General features: G+C 48.7%; 22 protein-coding genes. 13 read left to right on the forward strand and 9 right to left on the reverse strand.

The features are described from left to right. Positions 1–7 precede the first annotated feature (7 nt). From MKX80_RS02525 to MKX80_RS02535, 3 genes are all read right to left on the reverse strand, one after another. On the reverse strand, positions 8–850 hold the full coding sequence (locus tag MKX80_RS02525; protein ID WP_268343107.1) for an isocitrate lyase/phosphoenolpyruvate mutase family protein: 843 nt from the start codon (positions 848–850) through the stop codon (positions 8–10). Positions 851–960: 110 nt separating this feature from the next. Next, positions 961–1,698, reverse strand: coding sequence for an NADPH-dependent oxidoreductase (locus MKX80_RS02530; protein ID WP_154995625.1), 738 nt, complete (start codon positions 1,696–1,698; stop codon positions 961–963). Positions 1,699–1,717: 19 nt separating this feature from the next. Continuing rightward, the gene (locus tag MKX80_RS02535) at positions 1,718–2,005 is read right to left on the reverse strand and encodes a putative quinol monooxygenase (protein WP_154995627.1); all 288 of its coding nucleotides are present in this window, start codon (positions 2,003–2,005) and stop codon (positions 1,718–1,720) included. Positions 2,006–2,182: 177 nt separating this feature from the next. On the opposite strand from MKX80_RS02535, the gene MKX80_RS02540 reads away from it, so the two are divergent. After that, positions 2,183–2,479, forward strand: a complete 297-nt coding sequence (locus MKX80_RS02540) for a metalloregulator ArsR/SmtB family transcription factor (protein WP_154995629.1) — start codon at positions 2,183–2,185, stop codon at positions 2,477–2,479. A 64-nt stretch (positions 2,480–2,543) separates the two neighbouring features. Here the strand turns inward: MKX80_RS02540 and MKX80_RS02545 are convergent, their stop codons facing one another. Next, the gene (locus tag MKX80_RS02545; RefSeq protein ID WP_154995631.1) at positions 2,544–3,974 is read right to left on the reverse strand and encodes a PLP-dependent aminotransferase family protein; all 1,431 of its coding nucleotides are present in this window, start codon (positions 3,972–3,974) and stop codon (positions 2,544–2,546) included. Positions 3,975–4,076: 102 nt separating this feature from the next. Between MKX80_RS02545 and gabT the strand changes: the two genes are divergently transcribed. Genes gabT through gabD form a run of 3 tightly spaced genes read left to right on the forward strand, consistent with a single transcriptional unit; the run spans position 4,077 to position 8,187 of the window. Next, complete coding sequence (gene gabT / locus MKX80_RS02550) at positions 4,077–5,390, forward strand: 4-aminobutyrate--2-oxoglutarate transaminase (RefSeq protein WP_268293484.1); 1,314 nt, start codon at positions 4,077–4,079, stop codon at positions 5,388–5,390. Between the two features lie 33 nt (positions 5,391–5,423). Then, positions 5,424–6,815, forward strand: coding sequence for an APC family permease (locus MKX80_RS02555; protein WP_182069292.1), 1,392 nt, complete (start codon positions 5,424–5,426; stop codon positions 6,813–6,815). Further along, positions 6,790–8,187, forward strand: coding sequence for a succinate-semialdehyde dehydrogenase (gene gabD, locus MKX80_RS02560; protein ID WP_154995637.1), 1,398 nt, complete (start codon positions 6,790–6,792; stop codon positions 8,185–8,187). The genes MKX80_RS02555 and gabD overlap by 26 nt, the downstream gene beginning before the upstream one ends. A gap of 42 nt (positions 8,188–8,229) precedes the next feature. Here gabD and MKX80_RS02565 read toward each other — a convergent pair whose 3' ends face one another. Next, entirely contained in the window at positions 8,230–9,114 is an 885-nt protein-coding gene (locus MKX80_RS02565) for an EamA family transporter (protein WP_182069290.1), read from the reverse strand. Positions 9,115–9,277: 163 nt separating this feature from the next. Between MKX80_RS02565 and MKX80_RS02570 the strand changes: the two genes are divergently transcribed. Next, positions 9,278–9,769: a hypothetical protein gene (locus MKX80_RS02570; RefSeq protein WP_268310402.1), complete on the forward strand. Its 492-nt coding sequence runs from the start codon at positions 9,278–9,280 to the stop codon at positions 9,767–9,769. Between the two features lie 46 nt (positions 9,770–9,815). On the opposite strand, the gene MKX80_RS02575 is transcribed toward MKX80_RS02570, so the two are convergent. The 3 genes from MKX80_RS02575 to MKX80_RS02585 are packed head-to-tail and all read right to left on the reverse strand — an operon-like array spanning position 9,816 to position 12,701. Further along, on the reverse strand, positions 9,816–10,460 hold the full coding sequence (locus MKX80_RS02575) for a DUF1775 domain-containing protein (RefSeq protein WP_176277305.1): 645 nt from the start codon (positions 10,458–10,460) through the stop codon (positions 9,816–9,818). Between the two features lie 2 nt (positions 10,461–10,462). Next, the gene (locus MKX80_RS02580) at positions 10,463–12,109 is read right to left on the reverse strand and encodes a copper resistance protein CopC (protein ID WP_339227891.1); all 1,647 of its coding nucleotides are present in this window, start codon (positions 12,107–12,109) and stop codon (positions 10,463–10,465) included. 19 nt (positions 12,110–12,128) lie between these two features. Continuing rightward, positions 12,129–12,701: a DeoR family transcriptional regulator gene (locus tag MKX80_RS02585; RefSeq protein WP_339227893.1), complete on the reverse strand. Its 573-nt coding sequence runs from the start codon at positions 12,699–12,701 to the stop codon at positions 12,129–12,131. A 260-nt stretch (positions 12,702–12,961) separates the two neighbouring features. Between MKX80_RS02585 and nirB (MKX80_RS02590) the strand changes: the two genes are divergently transcribed. The 5 genes from nirB (MKX80_RS02590) to cobA all read left to right on the forward strand — a co-directional run bounded on the left by nirB (MKX80_RS02590) (position 12,962) and on the right by cobA (position 21,875). Beyond that, positions 12,962–15,256 (forward strand): nitrite reductase large subunit NirB, encoded by a 2,295-nt coding sequence (nirB, locus tag MKX80_RS02590; protein WP_268343164.1) that lies wholly within the window; start codon positions 12,962–12,964, stop codon positions 15,254–15,256. Between the two features lies 1 nt (position 15,257). Then, positions 15,258–17,417 carry a nitrate reductase gene (locus MKX80_RS02595; protein ID WP_268343165.1) on the forward strand — a complete coding sequence of 720 codons (2,160 nt, stop codon included), beginning with the start codon at positions 15,258–15,260 and terminating at the stop codon, positions 17,415–17,417. A 114-nt stretch (positions 17,418–17,531) separates the two neighbouring features. Beyond that, positions 17,532–19,952: a nitrite reductase large subunit NirB gene (nirB, locus tag MKX80_RS02600; protein ID WP_268310405.1), complete on the forward strand. Its 2,421-nt coding sequence runs from the start codon at positions 17,532–17,534 to the stop codon at positions 19,950–19,952. A gap of 30 nt (positions 19,953–19,982) precedes the next feature. Next, the gene (nirD, locus tag MKX80_RS02605) at positions 19,983–20,303 is read left to right on the forward strand and encodes a nitrite reductase small subunit NirD (protein ID WP_268293489.1); all 321 of its coding nucleotides are present in this window, start codon (positions 19,983–19,985) and stop codon (positions 20,301–20,303) included. Between the two features lie 111 nt (positions 20,304–20,414). Next, positions 20,415–21,875 carry a uroporphyrinogen-III C-methyltransferase gene (gene cobA, locus MKX80_RS02610; protein WP_268310406.1) on the forward strand — a complete coding sequence of 487 codons (1,461 nt, stop codon included), beginning with the start codon at positions 20,415–20,417 and terminating at the stop codon, positions 21,873–21,875. Between the two features lie 25 nt (positions 21,876–21,900). On the opposite strand, the gene MKX80_RS02615 is transcribed toward cobA, so the two are convergent. Then, positions 21,901–22,581, reverse strand: a complete 681-nt coding sequence (locus tag MKX80_RS02615) for a GntR family transcriptional regulator (protein ID WP_268310407.1) — start codon at positions 22,579–22,581, stop codon at positions 21,901–21,903. 227 nt (positions 22,582–22,808) lie between these two features. On the opposite strand from MKX80_RS02615, the gene MKX80_RS02620 reads away from it, so the two are divergent. The 3 genes from MKX80_RS02620 to tsaA all read left to right on the forward strand — a co-directional run bounded on the left by MKX80_RS02620 (position 22,809) and on the right by tsaA (position 25,471). Next, positions 22,809–24,449: a DASS family sodium-coupled anion symporter gene (locus MKX80_RS02620; protein WP_216930856.1), complete on the forward strand. Its 1,641-nt coding sequence runs from the start codon at positions 22,809–22,811 to the stop codon at positions 24,447–24,449. A 146-nt stretch (positions 24,450–24,595) separates the two neighbouring features. Then, on the forward strand, positions 24,596–24,991 hold the full coding sequence (locus MKX80_RS02625) for a 3-hydroxyacyl-ACP dehydratase FabZ family protein (RefSeq protein ID WP_182069278.1): 396 nt from the start codon (positions 24,596–24,598) through the stop codon (positions 24,989–24,991). 15 nt (positions 24,992–25,006) lie between these two features. After that, positions 25,007–25,471: a tRNA (N6-threonylcarbamoyladenosine(37)-N6)-methyltransferase TrmO gene (gene tsaA / locus MKX80_RS02630; protein WP_154995662.1), complete on the forward strand. Its 465-nt coding sequence runs from the start codon at positions 25,007–25,009 to the stop codon at positions 25,469–25,471. Positions 25,472–25,491 lie beyond the last annotated feature (20 nt).

Raw genomic sequence — 25,491 nt, forward strand, 5'->3', positions numbered from 1 at the left:
GTTTCGGTCAACGATTTTGTTTTGGGTCACGATGAAGGCTAATCCAATCAGCAGCTTCGCCATATGAAAGCACGCCGTCCGTCATATGACTGAAGGAGCCGCGGAGGATGATGTCTTCACCGATCTTTTTCACCAGCGACAGTGCGGCTCTGAAAGGGGCGGATCCGCAGCTGATTCGTTCGATCCCCAGTTCGGAAAGAATCTGTAAAGAGGGGGTGTGTGAGCCGGCCAGCACATTGAGCGGCCCGGATATACCTTTTCTCAGCCCGGCAATGGTGTCTGTATCACCGGCTCCGGGGATAAAAATGCAGTCCGCGCCTGCTTGTCTGTACCGATTTGCCCGCCGGACGGCTGTTTGAAGCCGGGAGCCGGGATCATCTGCATTGAGCCAGTACACATCCGTACGGGCATTGATCAAAACAGGAAGGTTCAGTTTTTTAACAGCCGCAATTTTTTCTTCCATTAATGTTGCATCACACAGCGGCTGGAAGGGGTCTTTCGTTCCGTCTTCAATATTAATACCGACAACGCCGGCCGCTGCTGCCTTTTTCACGTTTTCAGCGACTGTTTCCGGTGATTGGCCGTAACCCGCTTCAAGATCTGCGCTGACGGGAATATCCACGGCATCCATGATGGTTTTCAGTACGGAAAGCAATGCTTCAAAGGGGAGATGTTCGCCGTCGGGATAGCCGAGGGACATGGCAATTCCGGCGCTGGTTGTGCCGACAGCTTTAAAACCGCAGTTTTGAAACGCTTTGGCGCTGGCCGCATCCCAGGCATTCGGCAGAACGAATGGGCCTGACTGATGATGGAGATCCAGAAATGCTTTATACTTTGCAAATGATTTCATGTATTCCACTCCTTTTTTACATAGTGTAAATGTAAAGACCTTCGATGCTCATCGAAATGTGGAATGGAACGCATGAAAAAAGGCTATCGATCATCGATAGCCTAAAGTATCTATTCGAGTTTAAATCCTTGTTTCTCAAGCATTTCACGGATGTGAGGATAGTACACTTTATTGTAATAAGCGGATATGCCCTGCGACCAGTTTCTTGTTTCTTGTCCGTTTGTCCGTTTTGTCATGTATTCGGATATTTCTTCATCGTACGCGTCGATCAGCGGTTTTAAATCCGGTTGATACGTTTCGCTGTGCCTTACCGCTTGTTCCGGGAGGCGCGGCTTTTTCGCGGAGCGGTCTGCCGGATGGCCGACGACAAGTCCTGCGACAGGGAAGACGTATTCAGGAATATTGAGCAGTTCGATCAGCTCTTCTGCACGGCCGCGGACCGCGCCGATCGGCACAGTGCCAAGTCCCATCGATTCAGCGGCTGCTGTGGCCGTACCGAGGGCGATGCCTGCGTCGACAGCTCCGACAAGCACGGATTCCATTCCGTCTGTAATCGCAAGCGTTTCGCCGCTTTTCTCAAGGGCGATTTTCGCACGGTTGAAGTCCGCGCAGAACAAAAGGAAAACGGGGGCCTGCTCAATCCAGACCTGTCCGCCGGCCAGTTCGGCAATTTTCTTTTTCCGTTCCTCATCCTGAACCGTAATCACGGTGACCTGCTGGCCGTTGATTGAATTCGGCGCTGCTTGAACGGCTTGAATGATCTTGTCCAGCTGTTCAGGACTCACGGGCTCATCTGTATAGCTGCGAATCGATCTATGGTCTGTCAATGTTTTCAATACTTCATTCATTTCAAACGTCATCCTTTCTTTAATCCGTTGTGTGCGTTTTAACCACATTCAGAGGTTCTGATAAAAGGTCGCCCGCGGCTTGAACGAAAGCTTGAAAATGCTCTGTCTGATTATGGGCGTCAAGCGCGTCTTGATCTTTCCATTGCTCAAGCATGACAAATGTATTGGCATGCTCGGTATCTTCAAACAGCTGGTACTGGGCATTGCCGTCTTCAGCTCTTGAATGTTTAAGCAGCGGTTGTACGCTTTCGAGAAAGGCGTCGCGTTTTTCTGGTTTTACTTTCATATAGGCTTGCAATACGATCATCGGATCAAACCTCCGTCATGTCATTTAGAATTCCTTATCGTGTACGTTGTATACACAGTGAATCGATTGTTCGAAAATCATCGAACAATTGCATCGTAACATGTCTTTGCCTTGCCGGCAACCCATTTGCCTGCTTGACGAATTGTCTTGAAGTTAGGATTATGATACATTTAACCCATGAAAACAAATGAAATGAAGTTAACATCTGTTCTCCAGGCTTTGAGTGATCCATACAGGCTTGAGATTGTCAAAGCACTGGCTGACACAGCCGAAAAAACGTGCGGTACATGCACAAATCTCAATATCGCAAAGTCTACGCTGTCCCACCATTTCAAGGTGCTGAGAGAAGCGGGACTGCTCAAAGTCCGCATCGAAGGGAAGCATCATTACTACTCCCTCTGCAAACGGGAATTGGAGGAGCAGTTTCCGGGACTGATCGAGGCGGTTCTCCAGGTAGAAAAAGAACGGTGGTAAACGGGCAGACGTCGGCTTTCTAAAGCCAAGCTGATACCGGCAGGAGCGAACCTGCCGGTATTTTTTAAAGCTTCTCATCACCGCATACCGCTTCATAAAGCTTGGCAGTCCCTTCGTCGATCTGATCGGCAGCGATTTTGGCAAATCCAAGCACGAGCGAAACTGTTCCTTCATGTTTTGACTGCTCTTTCTTTAACGTAAACCGGTTCATGCCGTAAACTTCGACCCGTCTTTCCTTTGCTCTTGATAAAACCTCTTCTTCACTTCTATCCGTTTCAAAATCGGCCAAAAAGTGAAGGCCTGCGCTCTCGCCTTTAATTTTGACCCGGCCGTTAAAGGTTTTGACAAGGCTTCCGATCAGCCTTGTCCGCTTTTCTTCGTAAATCTGGTTCATTTTCTTGATGTGCTTTTGGTACTCCCCCGATTCGATCAATTCCTGCAGGGCGAGTTGCGTTAAAACGCTGCTCGATTGAATCGAGAAATGGTGCCTTTTTCTGTATCGCCTCAGCAGTTTTTGCGGCAGTACCATATAGCTGATTCTCAAGCCCGGAAGAAGCGATTTTGAAAAAGTGCCGATGTAGATGACTTTTTCAGAGCGGTCAAGGCTTTGCAGGGCGGGAATCGTATCGCTCCCGTATTTAAATTCGCTATCATAATCGTCTTCCACAATATAGCGGTTTTCCCCGTCGGAAACCCAGTTTAAAAGCTGAATCCTCCTCGATACCGGCATAATGATTCCTGTTGGAAACTGGTGTGAAGGCGTGACAAATAAAACGTCCGGATTCAGACGGTGAATCTCGCTGATCCGCATTCCTTTATGGTCGAGCTGAATCGTGGCCACCTCTTTACCTTCATTTTTCAGCAGTCGGTAAATGCGGCTGTATCCCGGCTCCTCCATCGCATAGACGGCTGAGGCGGGGAGAAGATCCTGAAGCGTGTGAATTAAGGACTGCGTGCCTGCGCTGATCACGATTTGTTCGGGGTGACACTTGACGCCTCTCGTTAAAGCGATAAAGCGTGCGATCGTCTGGCGCACTTCGTAGACGCCTTGCGGATGCGTCATTTCTCCGAGTTCGTTTACATGGGAAGAAACCGCTTTCTGTTCGCAGCGAAGCCATGTTTTAAACGGAAAATGCGCCGTATCGACGCTCATATGGGAAAACGATATCCAGCCGTCTTTATTTTCGTGCTCTTCAACCAGTTCTTTTTCCAATTGAAGGGGACCCGGCTGGCGGCTGGCGTGGAACGTTTCGATCTGCTCTACAAAAAAGCCTTTTCTTTCACGCGAATATAGATAACCTTCTGCCAGTAGCTGCTGGTAGGCAGAGTTTACCGAATTGATGCTGACGTTCAATGCTTCGGCGAGTTCGCGCTTGGATGGGAGTTTTTTCCCCGGTAAAAGGTTGCGGCTGAAAATTTCTTCTTTAATCCGTTGATAGATTTGATGATAAATATAATCCGCGTCCTTGGAGCGGTCAATCGGTAACGTAATCATAGCGCCTCCCTCTGGTACCATCAAAAATTAATGATTGGTACTTTTCATCATACCAAAAAATATTCAGAATTATAAGAAACAAAAGTGGGGGAGAGATTTTTTATGAGTTTGAACACAAAAGCATTTACAACGGAAGATTGGCAGGCCAAAAGGGATCAATTCGTGGCAAGGGGTGTCTCCAACGGAAACCGTCATCTGGCTGCTAAAGGGGAAGGTGCCGTTTTATATGATATTGACGGACGCCGTTTTATCGATTTTGCCGGGGCGATTGGCACATTAAATGTCGGGCATTCACATCCGAAAGTTGTGGAAGCTGTCAAGCAGCAGGCCGAACAGCTCATCCATCCCGGTTTTAACGTCATGATGTATCCGGCCTATGTTGAATTGGCGGAAAAGCTTTGCCGGCTTGCGCCGGGCGCCCATGAGAAAAAAGCGATTTTCCTGAACTCTGGTGCGGAAGCCGTAGAAAACGCCGTGAAAATCGCCAGAAAATATACGAAGCGTCAAGCCGTCGTTTCTTTTACCCGTGGATTCCACGGGCGCACAAACATGACGATGAGCATGACGAGCAAGGTGAAACCATACAAATTCGGATTCGGTCCATTTGCACCTGAGGTATATCAGGCACCGTTTCCTTACTACTATAGAAAGCCTGAAGGGATGACTGATGAAAGTTACGATGACATGGTTATTCAGGCGTTTGACGATTTCTTCGTCTCGTCTGTTGCTCCAGAGACAGTTGCTTGCGTTGTCATGGAGCCGGTACAGGGAGAAGGGGGATTCATTATTCCTTCAAAACGGTTTGTGCAGCATGTCGCAGCTTTCTGTCAAAAACACGGCATCGTTTTTGTCGCTGATGAGATCCAAACAGGCTTTGCCAGAACGGGCAAATATTTTGCGATTGAGCATTTTGATGCCGTTCCTGATCTTGTGACGGTGTCAAAATCGCTGGCTGCCGGCGTTCCGCTCAGCGGTGTCATCGGCCGGGCGGAAATGCTTGATGCGGCAGATCCTGGGGAACTCGGGGGCACATATGCCGGAAGTCCGCTTGGTTGCGTAGCTGCTTTAGCAGTGCTCGATATTATTGAATCGGAACAGCTCAACAAGCGCTCTGAAGAAATCGGTAAAGCCATCGAAGAGCGGGCGCTTGAATGGAAGATGAAATATCCGCAGATTGGGGAAGTCCGCAGACTTGGCGCGATGGCGGCGATTGAAATTGTCCGGGACGAAAAGACGCGGGAGCCGGACAAAGCAGCTTCGGCCAAGATTGCCAAGTACGCCAATGAACACGGCCTGCTCTTGTTGACGGCAGGAATCAACGGCAACATTATCCGTTTTCTGTCTCCGCTCGTCATTTCTGATCAATTGCTTGAGGAAGGACTCGACATCATCGAAGAAGCGCTGGAACAGCTCTAGTTTGACATCTTCTAAAAGAAGGGGCGGATTTTGATGGGTAAACAGCAAATGAAAAAAACGATGTCGCAAACGGATGTGCTATTTTTAGCGATCGGGGCTATGCTCGGCTGGGGCTGGGTCGTCCTTTCCGGCGACTGGATTTCGACAGCCGGCTTTTTGGGCAGCACCATCGCATTTATCATCGGCGGCATACTCGTCATCCTAATCGGGTTAACGTACGCAGAGCTGTCTTCTGCCATCCCTGAAACGGGGGGCGGCTTGATTTTCGTCTACAGGGCGTTCGGCCGAAAAACGGCTTTTGTCGCCGCTTGGGGTGTGCTTTTCGGCTATGTTTCGGTGATTACATTTGAGGCGGTCGCATTGCCGACCGTCATTGATTACGTCCTGCCTGTCGAACATCAGGGCTTTCTCTGGTCGCTAAGCGGCTGGGACGTGTATGCCACTTGGGTGTTGATCGGTTCAGGAGGTGCGGTCGTCCTGACCGCGCTCAATTACTTCGGCGTCAAGCCGGCCGCGATATTTCAGTCGGTTTTCACGATCGCGATTATCGCCACGGGCTTTCTCCTTTTGGGCGGGGCCTTGGTAAACGGTGACGTCGAACATGTACAGCCCCTTTTTAAAGACGGGTTCTCCGGTATGATGTCCGTCCTCGTCATGATACCGTTTCTGTTTGTCGGATTTGACGTCATCCCACAGGTTGCGGCTGAAATTAATGCCCCGAAAAAAATCATCGGCAAAATTTTGATTATTTCGATTGTCAGTGCGGTCGTGTTTTATTTGCTGATTGTTTTCGGCGTGACGATGGGGCTGTCAGAAAGCGAGCTTGCAACGACTTCTTTGGCGACCGCAGATGCAATGGTCAATCTGCTCGGGAACCAGCTGTTCGGCACGGTGCTTGTCCTTGGCGGAGTCGCGGGCATCATTACGAGCTGGAACGCATTTATCATCGGCGCGAGCCGCATTCTGTTTGCGATGTCGGAAAAAGGCATGGTGCCGAAATGGTTCGGCTTCATCCATCCGAAGTATAAAACGCCGACTAACGCGATTTTATTTCTGGGGGCGCTGGCGTTTTTTGCGCCGCTGCTCGGGCGCCCGGCCCTTGTTTGGATCGTTAATGCAGGGGGAACAGGTATTATAGTCGGATATTTGATCGTGTCGATTGCATTCATGAAGCTGAGAAAGACAGAGCCGGATTTAAACAGACCGTATAAAATCAATAAGTGGAAAACGACGGGTATATCTGCTATCCTCTTAAGTGTTATCTTTCTTGCCTTTTATTTACCAGGCATGCCGGCCGCGCTTACATGGCCGTATGAGTGGCTGATCTTGGCAGGATGGACATTGATCGGTTTTCTTTTATACAACAGCAGTTCAAAACGTAAAGGGGAGGAGATTCAACATGACCAGCATGCTAGAAGTATATAATCCTGCGACTGGAGAAAAAATCAAATCGGTTCCCCAGCAATCTGCAAAGGAAGTCGAAGAGGCTGTCGTACGCTCGCATGAAGCATTTCAAAAATGGTCGAAAACATCGGCTTCAGAACGAGCGGGCTTGCTGAAAAAATGGTTTGATTTGATTGTGGAGCAGAAGGACGAGCTGGCAAAATTAATTACGCTTGAAAACGGCAAGCCGTACGCTGAAGCACAGGGCGAAGTCATATACAGCGCAGGCTATATCGAATGGTATGCGGAGGAAGCGAAACGCATCTACGGAAGAACGGTTCCCGCATCTGTGACGAACAAGCGCATCATCGTTACGCGCCAGGGAGTCGGTCCTGTTGCGGCGATTACTCCGTGGAACTTTCCGGCGGCGATGATCACGCGAAAAGCGGCGCCGGCTTTGGCGGCAGGCTGTACCTTTATCATCAAGCCTGCGCCTGACACGCCTTTAACGGCGTTTGAGCTCGTCCGGCTAGGGCACGAAGCGGGCATTCCAAAAGACGTCCTTCAGTGTGTGATCGGCGACGGACAAGAGATCGGCTCTATTTTTACAAGCCATCCGCTGATCCGCAAGATTACGTTCACCGGGTCAACGCCTGTCGGCAAACATTTAATGAAAAACAGCGCCGAGACGGTTAAGCATGTGTCAATGGAGCTCGGCGGCCATGCTCCGCTGATCGTTGATGAAGATGCCAATATCGACCTCGCCGTTAAACAGACGATGCTGTCGAAATACAGGAATGCCGGACAAACGTGCGTCTGTGCAAACCGTCTGATCGTTCATGAATCGGTTAAGGATGAATTTGCAGAAAAACTCCGCGCGGAAGTTGCCAAGCTGAAAGTCGGGAACGGACTTGAAGAAGGTGTATCAATCGGTCCGATCATCAATAAAAACGGCTTTCAGAAAATCGTCGACCAAATCAATGACGCGGTGAATAAAGGGGCGAAAGTTCTCATCGGCGCCGAATACGAAAGCGATGATGAGAAATCATGCTACTTTGTCCACCCGACAGTGCTGACGGATGTTGACCCTTCAATGACGATCATGCATGAGGAAACATTCGGTCCCGTTGCGCCGATTACGACTTTTAAAACGCTGGACGAAGCGGTCAAGCTCGCCAATGATACGCCTTACGGTTTAGCGGCATATTTCTTTACGGAAAACTACCGCCGCGGCATCTATTTATCCGAAAATCTTGATTACGGCATTCTCGGCTGGAATGATGGCGGACCGTCAACCGTTCAGGCGCCTTTCGGCGGCATGAAGGAAAGCGGAATCGGACGCGAAGGCGGACAGGAAGGCATCGAGCCGTATTTGGAAACAAAATATTTGTCCATCGGTTTGGATGAATCATAAGTCAACATGAAAACCCGCCCTCATATCCCCGGGCGGGATTTTTTACGCTTTCACCTGTTCAGCGTTTATTTTATCCTTTTTGGGCTGATAGGAAATATAAAATATGCCTAAAAGGAGCAGTGCGATTCCGGCCCAGGAAACAAGAGGCAGCGATTCTCTGACAAGCACGGTTCCCAAAAGCGACGCTGTGAGCGGTTCAGCCAGCGACAGGGTCACCGCCGTTGAGGCTGGCACTTTGGCCAATCCTGTCGTAAATAACAGGTACGCTGCCCCGGTTGCAATGACGCCGATATAGAGGCTGACAGTCATTCCCTGAACCGATAAGATCCAGCTCAGATCGTACAGAAACAATAACGGGGCAAGCAATACAGCGCTAAAAAAGAACACGGTGCCTGTGACAGCCTCCGGCTTTTGCTTTTGCAGGAGCTTCTTGCTTGTCAGCGTGTAGACGGCAAAGGAAAGCCCGGCGCCGAGTGCGAGCAGTATGCCGAGAAAGCTCCCTCCCGATGAGGCGGACGGGATGAATAACAAGGATACGCCTGCTATCGCTGCAGCCGTTGCGATCCACCATTTCGTCTGCGGAACTTTTTTGAACACGAGCCATTCGAGGCAGCCGGCGATAATCGGAGCGCTACCGATGGCGACGACCGTTCCGACGGCGATCCCTGACAGGTTGACGGCTGAAAAAAAGAAAGGCTGGTAAAATGCCATGCTCAATGCTGCGATGATCAGCGTTTTAACGGGCCAACCGCTGCGTTTCAATTGTCCGCGCAAAGCCGCGAACAACAGCAGGGTGATGCCGCCGACCGCCATTCTGACAGCGCCGAATACAAGAGGCGCCGCCTCTTTCGGCGCGAATGCCTGGGTTGTTCCCGTCGTTCCCCATAAAATGGCCGCAAGCAAGACAAACAGAATCGATATTTTCATACTCCCATCTCTCCCCAATCGATCATTCAGAACTTTTTCTATTGTAAGATAAGTTGGCTGATTTTTGAATCGCTGCTTCAGAAATTTCCCTGCAAAGAGGAAATATTCAACGCTGGCCGAATTCATATAATGGCCTAAAAACAATTAAAGTCGGAGGAAGCGGATGAAAAAACGAACAGTTTTATTCTTCTTGTTGATCTGGCTCGCCGGATGTGCGAGCGCTCAAGAAGCTGACCAACAAACCAAATGGGTGAACAGTGAACAGGGAGCGATTGAGGACGGCATTCGTTACGAAAACATCACAAAAGACGATATTTTAGACAAAATCGATTTAAACGGTGAAAAAGTCGTCGTTTTTCGATTCGGGGATTCGGAGGGGGAGGGAATTTGCCTCGCTCACATCAAACGGGAAAACGGCAAATATCAATGGTACCGCGATTTAAACTATGTAATTGTGAAATCTGATCACCCGGAAACGGAAAGTGCGGAAGCTTCTTCACTGTTCACAACCCCCAATGGAAGAAAGTACACGTTATATACAGGGGATGCCGCTCGCCTGAATGGAACATTTGAGACTGATGACGGGCTTCATTTGGAGCCGGTGGTCGATCAAAAAACGGGCATGTATTATCAGATTGTGCAGGATTCGGACTGAAATGGACAAAAAAGCTGCCGGGATATTCCCGACAGCCTTTTATTTTTTATGATTTCTTTTTCCGCACTGTCAAGAGCAGCGCAGCACCTCCAAGAAGCACGGCAAGGATCGACAGGATCAGGGAAGCGGTTTGAATCCCTTGTCCTCCTTGACCGTCCTCATTTTCTGCGGCAGTGTTTTCTTTCGTTGAAGCGCCGTGTGCATCAACCGTTTCGTGTCCGAGCTTTGCAGCGTCGACAATGCTTGTGATCGCATGCGGGGTATCGGCGTCTTCATCACCGGTCCACTCGACAATAGAGCCGTCTTTATAATATTGGTAAGCGTTCCAGGCGGCCTTTTGTTCTTTGTCAGGGTTTTTGGCGGTGAAGGTAAACTGCTGGAATTCGCCGGGCTGAATGCCGCCGTTTTCGGCTTCCCACGTCACCCTTGTCACTTTTTCGTTTTTGCCGGTTTCAGTGCTCGTTTTCCAGCCCGGCACCGGTTCATACTGCTGAAATTCAACACCGTCCGGCATGCTGAGAACGACCTTGGTTGTGGCGTTGTCTTTTTCAACCGGTACTTTAACCGTGTATGTTTCCCATGAGCCTGCTGCTGATTCAGTCGGTTTTACCGTAACATGTGCGCTGACCGGCACGGAGAAAAGCAAAAATGATGCTAGGATTGCACCCAGCCATAATGTTTTTTTAAACATAATCAAAACTCCTTTTTATTAATTTTTGCATTGAAAACCGTTCTGATTTCCTCAAATGACGCCGTTAATCCGTGAACGCGGATCTTCCAGATGCCGTCTTCGTTTAGATTTAAATTTTTCGTTTGGAAAACACCGTCTTTATTTTTGCTGAGGCTGAACGTGCTCTCCTTGTCATCCCCGAAAAGCCCGGTTTTCTCAACAGTTAATTCGATTTTTTGAATATCTTTGACGACGTCTCCTTTTCTGTTTCTGACTGTGACTTCAAACGTATTTGAGCCCGGCATGTTCGGGCTGATTCGGAGCGACAGCGTATTTCCTTCCATCAGCTGCTTCGTCTCACTGAAAGGCTGCGGCAGCGGCGCAGGCGGACTTGGAATATTGGTGAAAACCGCCGTGGTCAGCAGAATGAGAAGCCCGACCGCCCATTCAGCTTTCATCGAACGGCCGTCCGGCCGTTTCGGCGCTTTTCTAAAACGGAAATAGTGAAATGCTCCGAGTCCGATCATGAGAAGAACGAGCGCCGATTTCACAAGGAGCGCTTTCCCGTAAGCCGTCCCGAACAGGTTATCCAGTGTATGAATGATGAAAAAGCTGTTGAAAAGGCCCGAGAATATGAGAAGCCCTGCTGAAGCCAGCGCCCATGGCGAGAAACGCCGAATGGTTTCCCATATCAAACTTTTGTCAGGCTTCAGCCAGTCTTTTCCGAAAAACAGCACAAACATCGCGAGTCCGCCCGTCCAAATGGAAGCGGCATTCAGATGGATGAAGTTCATCGCAATTGTCATATAGCCGGCGCTTGTCGAAGCGGCATGGCCGTCGAGCGATTTGACGAACAAAAGTCCGGCAAAAAGGAACAGGCTCAAGATCGCGCTCTTCAGGCCTTTTCTGTTCGAACAAAAAACAAGCAAGGCGATGATGGCGATGTTGATCAGCCACAGCATTCCACCCGTCGTATTCAGAAGCGTTTCCTGTAAAAGCGAAGGCTGTAAAGCCCCGAGCCAGGAAACACCTGCGTTTGCTTTTGTTTGCAGTGGCAGCTGAATGATGATGGCGGCCCCTGTCAATAAGAGCGCAGCATTCTTGATCCGCTTCAGACGGCGCCGTTTGTCACCCGGCCAGCCGTTTTCAGGTCGGTGCCATACGAGCTGCAAAAGAGCGGCTCCCATGAACAGGGAGAAACCGGTATACAAAAGGACGCGTTCCATGACGGTATCGGCTGCCGGCAGGCCTGATGCTTGATTTTGTTGATCTTTCGGCAGCCCGCCTTGAATGTTTCCGATACTGAAAGGGATCGTGCCTGATACGGGATGACCGTCTGCGGATACGGCTCTCCATTCGGCCGAGTAGATATCATCCTTTAACTTCGGTTTCAGCTTGACGGTCATGATCTTGGCGTTTTGCGGGTCGATTTCCGTTTTGCCGGAATCGACGCGCTCACCCGACGAATTTCTGACCGTTATAGAATGAAACCCTTTCTGAATCGCTTCATTGAATTCAATCTTAATTTCTGCAGGCGCTTTTTTCAGCTCCTGATTTTCAGCGGGATCTGAATTTACGATATAAGCGTGAGCAAAAGCGGCTTTTGGCAGCAAAATGGTACAAAGAACAGCCAGAACTGCCCAGAGTGTTGCTCTTTTCATCACATTCATCCAATCTTTTAAAAAAATTTCACGTCTTCAGGCTGCAGCAGCTGTTCTTCATCGTTTTCTGGACCAGAAGCGCGGCATCGTCAAACGATAACAGCTGTCCGCCAAAGCCTTTTTTGAATTTCCGCGCATCTGCTTCTGAAGCGAAAGGGATCGCCTGCGGCTCGCAGCAGTTCAAATGAAGATCTGTATCCAGCAAAAAGACGGCAGCTTTGGCGCTGATCGTCGTATCCAGCAAAAAATCTCTGCAGATCATCTGTGATACATCATCTTTCACTTTCTCATAGCGGAGCATTGCGCAATGGGCGCAGCAAAATTGTTCAATCTGGCTGTCGTTTTTTACAATTTGTACGGAAAGCCTCGAACTTGTCCCTTTTCCGCAAACGACGCAAAGCTGCCCAAGCTGCTGCTTCGGCTTGTTTAGCGTAATTCCGCCTGCCGTCTTGATGACCTGTCCGTTTTCAACGAGCGGTTTAATGTCGCGGTAAACGGTCATTTCAGAGACGTTCAGCCTTTTCGAAATTTCCGAAATGCGCAGAGATTCTTCTTCTTTGATCCACGCCAAAATCTGCTGTCTTCTTTTAATCGGTAGCATTCTCCTCCTCCTTTCCTTATGTTCTTTACTTATAAGCCTAGTAGATTGCAGGAAAAGAAACAAGCAGAACGTGATAAAAAATGTGATAAAATGTTGAACTTTAACATCGGGGCCAAAGCCGTTGAATCGTCATCAATGGGTGCTGGTCAAACCGTCCTGTTTCTAAATTTTTTTGTCAGGAAATGTAACAGGTTAGAACGCTTTAGCGATGCAATGTGAAATAATAATCCAGAGCAAAGCTGCAGAGGGGAGGGGAGAAAATGGGGAAACAAAGGTTAGTTTTAATAGGAAACGGCATGGCCGGAGTTCGCACGGCCGAAGAAATTTTACAACACGGCGGGAACCGGTTTGAGATCGTCATCATCGGCAGCGAACCACACCTCAGCTATAATCGGATTCTGCTGTCTTCTGTCCTGCAGGGGGAAACGGATTGGAACGACGTGATGACAAAAAGCCGGAGCTGGTATGAAGAAAACGGGATTACACTTTATACAGGGGAAACGGCTGTGGCAATCCATACGGTTAAACAGACGGTGGCGACAGATGAGAACCGCGAAATCGCTTATGACAAACTGATCATTGCGACGGGCTCTTCCCCGTTTATCCTCCCGGTTCATGGTGCAGACAAAGAAGGGGTATATGGTTTTAGAACAATAGACGATTGCCGGGCATTTATAAAGGCATCAAAGCGGTTTGAAAAAGCGGCCGTCATCGGCGGGGGAATTTTAGGCCTTGAGGCGGCGCGAGGATTGGCAAACCTTGGGATGAAGGTTGATGTGATTCACCACTCTTCCTGTATCATGCAGAATCAGCTCGATCCGCCGGCATCTGCCATGCTCCAGAAAGAGCTGGAGCGTCAAGGGATCCATTTTCTTTTGGAGAAAGATACAGAGGCGATTTTAGGGACATCCCGCGCCGAGGGTGTGCGGTTTAAAGACGGGACGAAGATCAGTGCCGATCTCATCGTCATGGCTGCCGGTGTCAGACCGAATATCGAAATGGCCAAGGCAAGCGGTATTTCAACCAACAGGGCGATCATTGTCAGCGACTATATGGAGACAAATGTGCCAAATGTCTACGCCGTCGGTGAATGCGCGGAGCATAACGGAACGGTCTATGGCTTAGTCAAGCCATTGTATGAACAGGGGAAAGTGCTGGCCAAACATATTTGCGGCCTCGAATGTGCCGGTTATCAGGGCTCTGTCCAGTCTGCAACTTTAAAAATGTCCGGCATCGACGTCTTTTCGGCAGGGAAAATCACAGAGGACGACTCGACGACGGCTATTAAACTTTTAGACGAAGCGGCAGGAGTCTATAAAAAAGCGGTCTTTCAAGAGGATAAAATGGCCGGCGTCATTTTATACGGAGACACCAGCGGCAGCCAAAGGCTGTTGGAAAGCATTATCAAACAAAGGGATATTACCGTTGTCAAAAAAGAGCTGTTTCAATCGGAAGAAGACAGTTCAGTCGCTTCTATGGCGCTTGGTGAAACGATCTGCCAATGCAATGCGGTTTCAAAAGGTGCGATCATGGAGGCCATACAGAGGCACGATTTAAAGACGGCCGAGGAGGTCAAACACTGTACAAATGCTTCCGGGTCATGCGGCGGCTGCAGGCCGATGGTCGAGGAACTGCTGCTCCATACCGCCGAACAGGATGGTCACGTATCTGCGGCGGAACAACCGATGTGCGCCTGTACTTCATTCACGGAAGATGAAGTCGTGAACGAAATACAGATAAGAAATCTTTCTTCCGTTCACGAAGTCATCTCAGTGCTCGGCTGGAAAAATAGCAGCGGATGCCAGATTTGCGTGCCCGCGATTCACTACTATTTAAAAATGATCCGTCCGGACAACACCGATGAGGAGCACGAAGAGGAGACGGATACACTGATTCCGCAAATGTACGGAGGCCGAACGAATGCCGAAGAGCTGAAGCGCATTGCCGGAGTGATTGAAAAATATCAAATTCAAGAGGTGTACATGACACACCATCAGAGATTAAAGCTTGCCGGCATCAAGCCGGAGCATATAGAGCGCGTGAAAGAAGAACTCGGCATGCCGTATTGCCTGCCGCAACAGCAGCGGATCGCCGCGGTTAAAACGTGCCCATGCGGATCACCGCAGATTCAAACATTGGCAGCAGACTTGGAAAAAGCAGCAGAATCCCTCCTCATTCCGGCAAAGGTCTCGATCGGGGTGTCGGGCTGTTTGGACGATTGCGTGTACGCTTCAGTTCATGACATTGGACTTCTCAAAGTAAACGGAGGATGGGAGATTTATGCGGGCGGCCAGGGAGGACAGCATGCTTCCCCGGGAGAGCTGCTTGCAGTAGCCGACTCGGCGGAGGAAGCGGGGGAATTCATGAAAGGCCTGCTTCAATATTACCGCGAAACAGCAAATTATCTCGAGAATATCGGGCATTGGATTGAACGCGCCGGCATCATTCATATTCGGGAAGTTTTATTTGACAACGGACTTCGCGGCCAGCTGATCGAACGGCTTGAAAAAGAGAAGCGGCTGGCTCAGCAAGAAACGATAAAAGGGCTGATGTGAAATGACAGAACGATTGCTAAAGTACTTTCGCACAAAGCAAAAAGAAGTGCAATCCGAAAAAACGTATGACACCCAATGTCCATTTTGCAGCATGCAGTGCAAAATGCAGCTCATTGAACAGACGATTGTGACAAGAAAAAAATACACGGCGGTCGGAAAAGACAATCCGACGACAAAAGGGCGGCTGTGCATGAAAGGGATGAACGCCCATCAGCACGCGTTTCATTCAGAGAGAATCACCCATCCGCTGATCAAAAAAAACGGCGAATTTGTCCGTGTGTCATGGGAAGAAGCGCTTCAGTACATCAAAGAACAAGTAACAGCGATCCAGCATGAAGATGGCTTCGATGCTTTGAGTGTATACGGCAGCGCGTCCATTACAAACGAAGAAGCGTATTTGCTCGGGAAGTTCGCCCGCGTCGCCTTGAAGACGAAGCATATTGACTACAACGGCAGGCTTTGCATGTCGGCAGCCGCCACAGCTGCAAATCAAACCTTCGGAATGGACCGGGGGCTGACAAATGCCCTTTCCGAGATCCCCCATGCAAGGGTCATCATCCTTGCTGGTACGAATATCGCAGAGTGCCAGCCGACGATCATGCAGTATTTTGAAGAAGCGAAGCAAAATGGGGCTTACATCATTGTCATCGATCCCCGCGAAACGGCAACGGCCAAGATTGCCGACCTGCATTTAAAAATCAAGCCTGGGACTGACGCCGCGCTCACAAACGGAATGCTGAAAATCATCATTGAAGAACAGCTGACAGACGAAGCTTTTCTCAGAGATAGAGCGGAAGGTTTTGAAGAGGTCAAGCGCCATGTGACGTCTTTATCACTTGAAGAAATTTCGGCCAAAACCGGGATACACATCGAGCAGATCAAAAAAGCTGCGGTAAAATTCGCCCGCGAGGAGACGGGAATGCTGTTCACGGCAAGAGGGGTTGAACAGCAGACGGACGGAACCGCTGCTGTCAGAAATTTACTGAATATTCTAATATCAACGGGGAAAATCGGCAAATTTGCGTGCGGATACGGCGCTATCACCGGGCAAGGAAACGGGCAGGGCGCGCGGGAGCACGGGCAAAAAGCAGATCAGCTGCCCGGGTACCGTTCGATTGAAAATGAAGACGACCGCGCCTATATTGCGGATGTTTGGGGCATAAGAGCTGAAGACATTCCGGGAAAAGGTGTATCCGCTTATGAAATGATGGAGAAAGTTCATGAAGGCGACATTACCGGCATGTTTTTAATGTGTTCAAACCCTGTTGTATCCAGCCCGAACGCCGGCTTTGTCAAATCCGCTTTGGAAAAATTAAAGTTTTTTGCCGTCGTTGATTTGTTTCTTTCTGAAACGGCAAGGCTCGCAGACGTCATTCTCCCCGCATCATCCTATCTCGAGGACGAAGGAACGATGACCAATCTGGAAGGCAGAGTAACATTAAGGGAAGCTTCAAAGCCGTGCCCCGGTGAAGCGAGGCATGACTGGCAAATTATTTGCGATATCGCTGCAGCGCTTGGAAAAGGCCATTATTTCTCATATCGATCGGCAGAGGATGTTTTTAATGAATTGAGAAAAGCGAGCCGCGGCGGAATTGCCGACTATTCGGGCATCACTTATGAGCGCCTGAGAAAGGAAGGCGGCATTTTATGGCCTTGTCCAGAACAGGGGCACCCTGGGACACAGCGCCTGTTTGAATCATCCTTTGCCCACCCGGACAAAAAAGCGAAAATGTGCGTCGTCCCGAACGAACCAAAGATCAAAAAAGATGAACCAACTGAGGATTACCCCCTTTTTCTGACGACCGGAAGGGTGATGTCTCACTATTTAACCGGCGTACAGACGAGAAGGAGCGCTGCGCTCAAAGCAAGACACTTTGAATCATTTATGGAAATCCATCCGAAAACGGCCGAAAAGTATAACATTGGCGACCGGGTGCTGGTCAGGGTGGAATCAAAAAGAGGCAGCATCATTGTCAGGAGCAAATGGTCGGAAGCCATCAGGCCGGATACCGTATTTGTACCCATGCATTGGGCGGATTCGCAAAATGTGAACGACTTGATAGCGGAAACGCTAGATCCGTCTTGCAGAATGCCGGGATTTAAGGTTTGCTCCGTAAAAATTCGTCCGTCAGTTGACAATTTTGTGAATAAATTGTCATAAAAAGTCATAAAAAGTTTACAAAATTAACTATAATTTGTGATAGTTTTAAAGATGTAAATAGAATACTTGTTTAGGGCGTATAGTGAATTGTTTTGAAAAAAGGGGAGGATCATAGTGAAAAAAAAGCAGCTTGTCCTTGTAGGGAACGGTATGGCCGGGGTCAGGGCCATTGAAGAAATTCTTAAAATTTCAAACGAAGAGTTTCAGATCACGATTTACGGAAACGAACCGCACCCAAACTATAACAGGATTCTTCTTTCCAAAGTGCTTCAAGGAGATACGGATGTTAAGGACATTACACTGAATGATTGGGATTGGTATGAAGAAAACGGGATTCAGCTGTATACAGGTGAAGAAGTCGTTAAAGTTGATCCGGAGTCCAAAACCGTCATCACGGATACGGGAAGAGTCCAGCCGTATGATGAACTGATTTTGGCGACAGGTTCTCTCCCTTTTATTCTGCCATTGCCCGGAGCGGATAAAGAAGGTGTAACAGCTTTCCGTGATATCAAGGATACGGATATCATGCTCGAAGCTTCCAAAACGTACAAAAAAGCAGCCGTTATCGGCGGCGGGCTGCTGGGACTGGAAGCAGCGCGCGGACTTCTCAACCTTGGCATGGATGTTACCGTTATCCACCTCGCGCCATATTTGATGGAGCGTCAGCTTGATGCAACCGCAGGACGGCTTTTGCAAAAAGAGCTGGAAAAGCAGGGCATGAAATTTTTACTGGAAAAGCAGACTGAAGAAATTTACGGAGAAACACGTGTCGAAGGCTTAAAATTCAAAGACGGCTCAACACTTGAAGCCGATTTGGTCGTCATGGCGGTCGGAATCAAGCCGAACGTTCAGCTCGGCAAAGATTGCGGCCTTCCGGTAAACAGAGGAATCGTCGTCAATGATTACATGGAAACCGAAGTTCCCAACATTTACGCTGTCGGAGAATGTGCGGAACATAGAGGCATTGCCTACGGACTTGTCGCGCCTCTTTATGAACAGGCAAAAGTGCTCGCCAAAAAAATCTGCGGCGTTGAAACGAATCCGTATGAAGGATCTGTTTTGTCAACCCAGCTGAAGGTTTCCGGTGTTGAGGTCTTTTCCGCCGGCGACTTTAATGAGGATGACGGAGAAGACAAAAAAGCGCTCAAAGTGTTTGACGAACAGGACGGTATCTACAAAAAAATCGTTCTGCGCGGCAATCAGGTGATCGGCGCCGTACTGTTCGGAGACAGCAGCGAAGGAAACAGGCTGTTTTCCATGATTCAAAAAGGAGCGGATATTTCTGATACTTCTAAAATTTCAATCTTGCAGCCTTTAAATCAGGAAGAAGGCATGAGCTTGACTGCTGCGATGAGCGACGATGAGATTGTATGCGGCTGCAACGGTGTTTCGAAAGGAATGATCATCCAGGCGATTAAAGAGCAGGGATGCACGTCTACGGATGAAATTAAAGCCTGCACAGGCGCATCACGCTCTTGCGGAGGTTGTAAGCCGCTTGTTGCAGAGATTCTCCAGCATACGCTCGGCTCAGAATTTGATGCTTCAGCACAAAAAGAAGCGATTTGCGGATGTACAGACCTTTCAAGAGACGAACTCGTGGCTGAAATCAAAGAAAAAGGGCTGACCCATACGAAAGAAGTCATGAACGTGCTCGGCTGGAAAACGGCGGAAGGCTGTTCCAAGTGCCGCCCTGCGCTTAACTATTACCTCGGCATGATCAATCCGAAGGAATATGAAGATGAAAGGGAATCCCGCTTCGTCAATGAACGGATGCACGCCAACATTCAAAAAGACGGCACATATTCAGTCGTACCGCGGATGTACGGCGGGGTTACCAATTCGAATGATTTGCGGCGCATCGCTGATGTCGTCGACAAATATGAAATTCCTCTAGTGAAAATGACCGGCGGCCAGCGGATCGATCTGATCGGCGTCAAAAAAGAAGATCTTCCGAAAGTATGGGCTGATCTTGACATGCCTTCAGGATTTGCTTACGGAAAAACGCTCAGAACTGTAAAAACGTGTGTAGGCGAACAGTTCTGCCGCTTCGGTACGCAAGACTCAATGGCCCTCGGAATTGACCTTGAGAAAAAATTTGAAGGGCTCTACACACCTCACAAAATTAAAATGGCGGTTTCCGCTTGTCCGAGAAACTGTGCTGAGTCCGGCATTAAAGATATCGGCGTCGTCGGCATCGACGGTGGCTGGGAAATTTACGTCGGTGGAAACGGAGGCACGCATTTGCGCGCAGGCGATCTGTTAATGAAAGTCAAAACGGCGGAAGAAGTTATCGAAATCACAGGCGCATATCTCCAATACTACCGTGAAACAGCCAACTATTTAGAGCGGACATCTGCATGGGTCGAACGTGTCGGCTTGTCCCACGTCCAATCCGTATTAAATGATAAAGAAAAACGCAAAGAGCTGAATGACCGCATCAATCAAGCGCTGTCTGTCCATAAAGACCCATGGAAAGACTTTTTGGAAGACGAAAAGACAACAAAACAGCTATTCGAAAATGTTGTCACTTCTTAAAATGAGAAACCAACTTGAGGAGGAATTCACATGGTGAACAAGAACTTAACAAAGGTGTTTGTTTCGAAGATCGGGGATTTGCCGAATCAGCTTGGGAAGACAGTGCTTATCGAGGACAAGGAAATCGCGGTATTCAAGCTTTCAAACGGCAGCGTCCGTGCGATTGAAAACCGCTGCCCCCACAAAGGGGGCGTGCTTGCCGAAGGAATGGTAAGCGGCGAATTCGTCTTCTGCCCGATGCACGACTGGAAAATCAGCCTTGAAGACGGTAAAGTCCAAGAGCCTGATACAGGGTGTATTCAGACATACGAAACGGTCGTTGAAGGCGAAGATTTGTATATCGTTTATTAAACGGCTCAAAGACATGTATTGTCAAAAGCCTTAAGGGTCGCTGAACGTGATCCCTCTTTATTAAAAAAACAAACACGCTTACAGAATCGGCAGATGGAAGGATGACAGTTGATGGGGAATGGGAAAGTATATTTTGTCGGGGCCGGACCGGGCGATTCAGGATTGATCACATTAAAAGGAAGAACACTGATCGAGGCGGCGGATGTCATATTGTATGACAGGCTCGTCAATTCCCGGCTGCTTGAGCATGCAAAAGCATCATGCGAATTTGTCTACTGCGGCAAGCTCCCGGACCGCCATTATATGAAACAAAGTGAAATCAATGCACTGCTCATTGAAAAGGGCCTGAAAGGCCTCAAAGTGGTCCGGCTGAAAGGAGGAGACCCGAGCGTGTTCGGCAGAGTCGGAGAAGAAGCGGCTGCCGTCAGCGAACACGGCATCCCGTACGAAATGGTGCCCGGCATTACATCGGGAATCGCCGCGCCTCTTTATGCCGGACTGCCTGTGACCCACCGCGATTTCGCTTCATCCTTTGCCGTTGTCACCGCTCATGATAAATCGGGCAAACCGGAAATGAATTGGGAAGGGCTGGCCAAAGGCGTTCAAACCCTCGTCTTTTACATGGGGATCAAAAACCTTGGTTATATATGCGAGCAGCTGATGAAACACGGCAAGTCCCCTCTTGTTCCCGCGATGGTCATCCAATGGGGCACATGGGGCCGGCAGCGGAGCGTTAAAGGGACATTGCAGAATATCAGGGAAAAAATAACCGAGCATCAAATCAAAAATCCCGCGATCATCGTCATCGGCGACATCGTATCATTCAGGCAGAACAGCTGGTTTGAAGAAAAGCCTTTGATCGGGCTGAACATCATGGCAGTCAAAAGCTGTGAAGAAGAACGAATTCCAGTGGAGGCGCTTCGTGAACAAGGCGCCGAAGTTGTTGAATGGCCGAAATGGAACTTAGCCGAAGCGGTGCCTGACAATGCAGTTTTAGATCGAATTGCCTCTTTTGACAGCCTGCTGTTCACCTCAAGTGCGTCACTGCGAAGATTTTTCAGCCGGCTTGCCGCTTTGAAGATCGATGTCAGGGAAATGCGCGGACGGCTCTACGCTTCAGATCAGCATGTAAAAGCAGCTCTTGAAGAACGGGGATTTGCCGCTTTTCTACAAACGGAAATGCCGATCTCGGGCAGCTGTTTGCTGATCGGCAGCAGGGAAGCCGTGCAACATCAACCGCGCTCCGGGTGTGAGGTATTGATTACACATGACAGGATGATCGACAATCGCTTTACATCGATCATTAAACGGGAAATCGATGAATTTCCTGTTGATGTAGTGATGTTTGGGAATCGAACATGCGTCGATCTGTTCGTCAACGAGGCGGAGACAATCGGCCTCCGTCCGGAAAAAGCGGCTGCCCGTCTTCAGGCGGTCTGCCTCACCGAAGAAGCGGGGAATCGGGCTGCAGCAGTCGGGTTTAAGCATGTTCATGTCGTGAATGAACGCGATCGTCTTCCGGATGTCATCAAAGGGATCAACCGAACAGCCGAATTTGTCTTTCAGATCTGAAAAAAGCAGGGGAAACCCTGCTTTTTTAGCGTGCGGCACTGCTTCCGAACAACACCTCTTTTAAGTAGCAAAGGTCTGCCTCTATATGCTTCCTCATTGATTCTGCCGCTTTTGCATCATTTCCGTCCTGCATGTGACTTAGAATCTCCTCGTGCTGATTGATGATGTCAAGGGTGCGTTCCGGTTTTTCAAGGTTTTTGCTCCGGTAGAAAAAGGTCAGCGACCGCAAATCAAGCAGCTGTTTTTGCAGGCGTTCGTTTTCGCTCGCTTCGATGATGACATCATGAAATCGCGTATTTAGACGAAGCAGAGCATTGGCCGACTCCGGACTTTGGCTTTCTTGATGCTTATGCGCGTCAGAGAGCGTTTCGGAAATGAGCGCCAGTGTTTCATTTGAAGCAAGGCGGGTCGCTAATGAAACGGCCAGTGATTCGAGCGCCTGGCGGCATTGGTATATTTCTTCAAGGTCTTTGATTGTCGGTTCATAAACTGTAATTTTTGATTTATCATCTATCAATAACAGGCCTTCTTGTTCAAGTGTCCGAATTGCCTCCCTGACGGGGCTGCGGCTCACTTGCAGCTCCTTGGCGATTTTCGATTCATAGATCCGTTCGCCTGGCTGATATCCTCCTTTAATAATCATATCTTTTAAATAATGATGGACTTGATCATGATAAGAGACTGCACGTTGGATCGAAAACTTCACGCTGTTCACCTCGTTTATTTTTCACTGCGGAAATCACTAATAGTCTAGCAAAAAGAGAGAAATACTATCAACCTAAAATTACCATAATATTGAGTATTTTGTGACAAAAAAGTGTTGACTGCCATTAGCTGTCCGTTATAATTAAGTTATAACTGTCGACAGTCGGCAGCTTACTTTTTGATTACTATTGTAAGCGCTTTATCGATAGAGGGGAAGGGGGATTTTTTATGAAATCAAGCGTTGTGTCAGCATGGGATATGCTTTGGAGATCACACCGGGAAGCAAAGAGGCTGCTTTTGTTTGCTATGCCTGTCAGAGCGGGAAAAGATGCCGGTTTAAAGATCAAGTCGGAGCAAACCATGAAGGAAGAGAAGCCGCCGAGCTATAAAACGCCTCAGAAAATCGGGCTGCTGCTTGGTCCTGCATTGTTTTTCGCCGTCCTTTTGTTCTTTTTTCCCGAGGGTCTGAGCTATGAAGGAAGAATGGTATTGGCGACCACTTTGTGGGTTGCGGTTTGGTGGATTACGGAGGCTGTTCCGATTCCGGCTGCATCATTGCTGCCGATCGTGCTGCTTCCGCTGACCGGGGCGCTGGAAGGGGCAGCTGTCACGTCAAGCTACGGCGATCCGATCGTCTTTTTATTCTTAGGAGGCTTCTTGATTGCACTTGCCATGGAGCGTTGGAATCTCCATAAAAGGATCGCGCTCAATATCATTTCTGTAGTGGGTACGAGCACTTCAAGGATCGTCCTCGGTTTTATGGCGGCCACAGGGTTTTTGTCGATGTGGGTCTCAAATACGGCCGCGGTCATGATGATGCTTCCGATTGGAACCGCTATCATTCACCAGGTATCAGCCGTCATGAAATCTGAAAGAAAAGATTTAGCCGGAGAAGAAGCAAAATTTTCAAAAGCGCTGATCTTCAGCATCGGGTATGCGGGGACAATCGGCGGACTTGGTACACTGATCGGCACGCCGCCGAACATTATTTTGGCCGCCAATATTAAAAAGCTGTACGGAGTTGAAGTGTCTTTCGGTGGATGGATGGCTTTTGCCGTTCCGGTCGTCGTCATTTTGCTTGTAGCGGTATGGCTGTACTTGACGAAAGTGGCGCATCCTATCAAGATGAAGGAGCTTCCGGGCGGAAAAGAATTGATTCTCGAAGAAAAAAGAAAGCTCGGAAAAATGAGCTTTGAAGAATCGATGGTTCTGCTCGTCTTCGGGTTTGCCGCGTTTATGTGGGTGACGAGAACGTTTTTATGGGATGACAAAATACCGGGTATTGACGATACAATGATTGCGATATTCGCGGCTTCAATGCTCTTCTTGATCCCTTCGCTCAATAAAGGGGGCAGGGTATTAGACTGGTCAGTATCGAAGGACTTGCCGTGGGGGATTCTCCTTTTATTCGGAGGAGGCTTGGCGCTCGCGACCGGCTTTAAAGAAACGGGTCTGGCGGAATGGATCGGCGGAAGGCTCACGGTATTGGATGGATTTAACTTTGTGATCATTGTCGTTATCTCAGCGGCATTGGTGCTGTTTTTGACGGAGATTACGTCGAATACGGCTACGGCGACTATGATTCTGCCTGTACTGGCCTCGCTCGCGTTAGCGCTGAATGTTCATCCGTACGCATTAATGGTGCCTGCTGCAATGGCGGCAAACTGCGCCTTCATGCTGCCGGTCGGCACGCCGCCGAATGCGATTATTTTCGCATCGGGCAAATTGAAGATCAGTGAGATGGTTCGAACCGGCTTTATCATTAATATTTTCACACTGATTTTAATCGTCGGAGCTGTGTTCTACATTCTTCCACATTTATGGGGAGTGGATCTGACCGTCTTCCCGGACAATCTGAAATCGAATTAATGAAGCAAAGCCGGAGCTTAGGCCCCGGCTTTTTGTCATGGTGGAATTTGTGAGCGTTCAGCAGCTATTTCATTCTGTGTCATCGCGCTAAACAAAAGAGAAAAAAATGAAACTGCGGTATAATCATGTAAAAAAGGATGATCAGCGTGAACAACTCTGTACTGCCGCATCGATACCCGTTTCTATTCATTGACCGTGTTGTAGAAAGCGAGCCGGGAAAATGGGTGAAAGGATATAAATTCATAACGGAAAACGACTGGTTTATTACGGAAAACCAAAAGGAAATGCCATTTTCCATCATCATTGAAGCGCTTGCACAGACCGCTGCATTTACTGCGCTCAAAGACCCGGCTGAGATCGGTTTTCTGTCTTCGGTGAAAAATGCCGAATGCACCGGCAAGGCTGTTGTGGGAGACAAACTTGATCTATACTTTGAAGTTTCCCGCTATAAACGGGGGTTTTTATTCGGTAAAGGAACCGCATCAGTAAACGGAAAACCTGCAGCGAAAGCAGAGATCGGGATTTTTATGGAAGCGAAGTGAAAGCGGGGGATAAAATTGATAGAAATAAAGCCTGTCGCGTTTGTGAAAAACTTGCGGATTTTGCCGAAGGATGATCATTGGGGCGATGTGATTTCTGAAATTAAATTAGCTGAAGATATCCATCCAGACGCTTTAAAAGGGATCGAAGCATTTTCCCATTTGGACATTATCTTTTACTTTCATCAAGTAAAAGAGGATCAAATACAATATCAGGCGAGGCGCCCGAGAAACAATAAAAACTATCCTGAGACAGGCATTTTCGCTCAGCGCGGAAAAAACAGGCCGAACAGGCTCGGCGCGACTGTTGTCACCCTCCTTGAAAAATCGGAGAGCAAGCTTGTAGTGAAAGGGTTGGATGCGATTGACGGAACACCTGTAATCGATATCAAACCGGTGATGAAAGAATTTCTCCCGAAAGGGCAAATCATACAGCCGAAGTGGTCGGAAGATTTGATGAAAGCATATTGGCATGACAGCTGATTGATAGAAAAAAACCTCTC

It is taken from the genome of Bacillus sp. FSL K6-0972, from assembly GCF_037976035.1.
Taxonomy (GTDB): domain Bacteria; phylum Bacillota; class Bacilli; order Bacillales; family Bacillaceae; genus Bacillus; species Bacillus haynesii.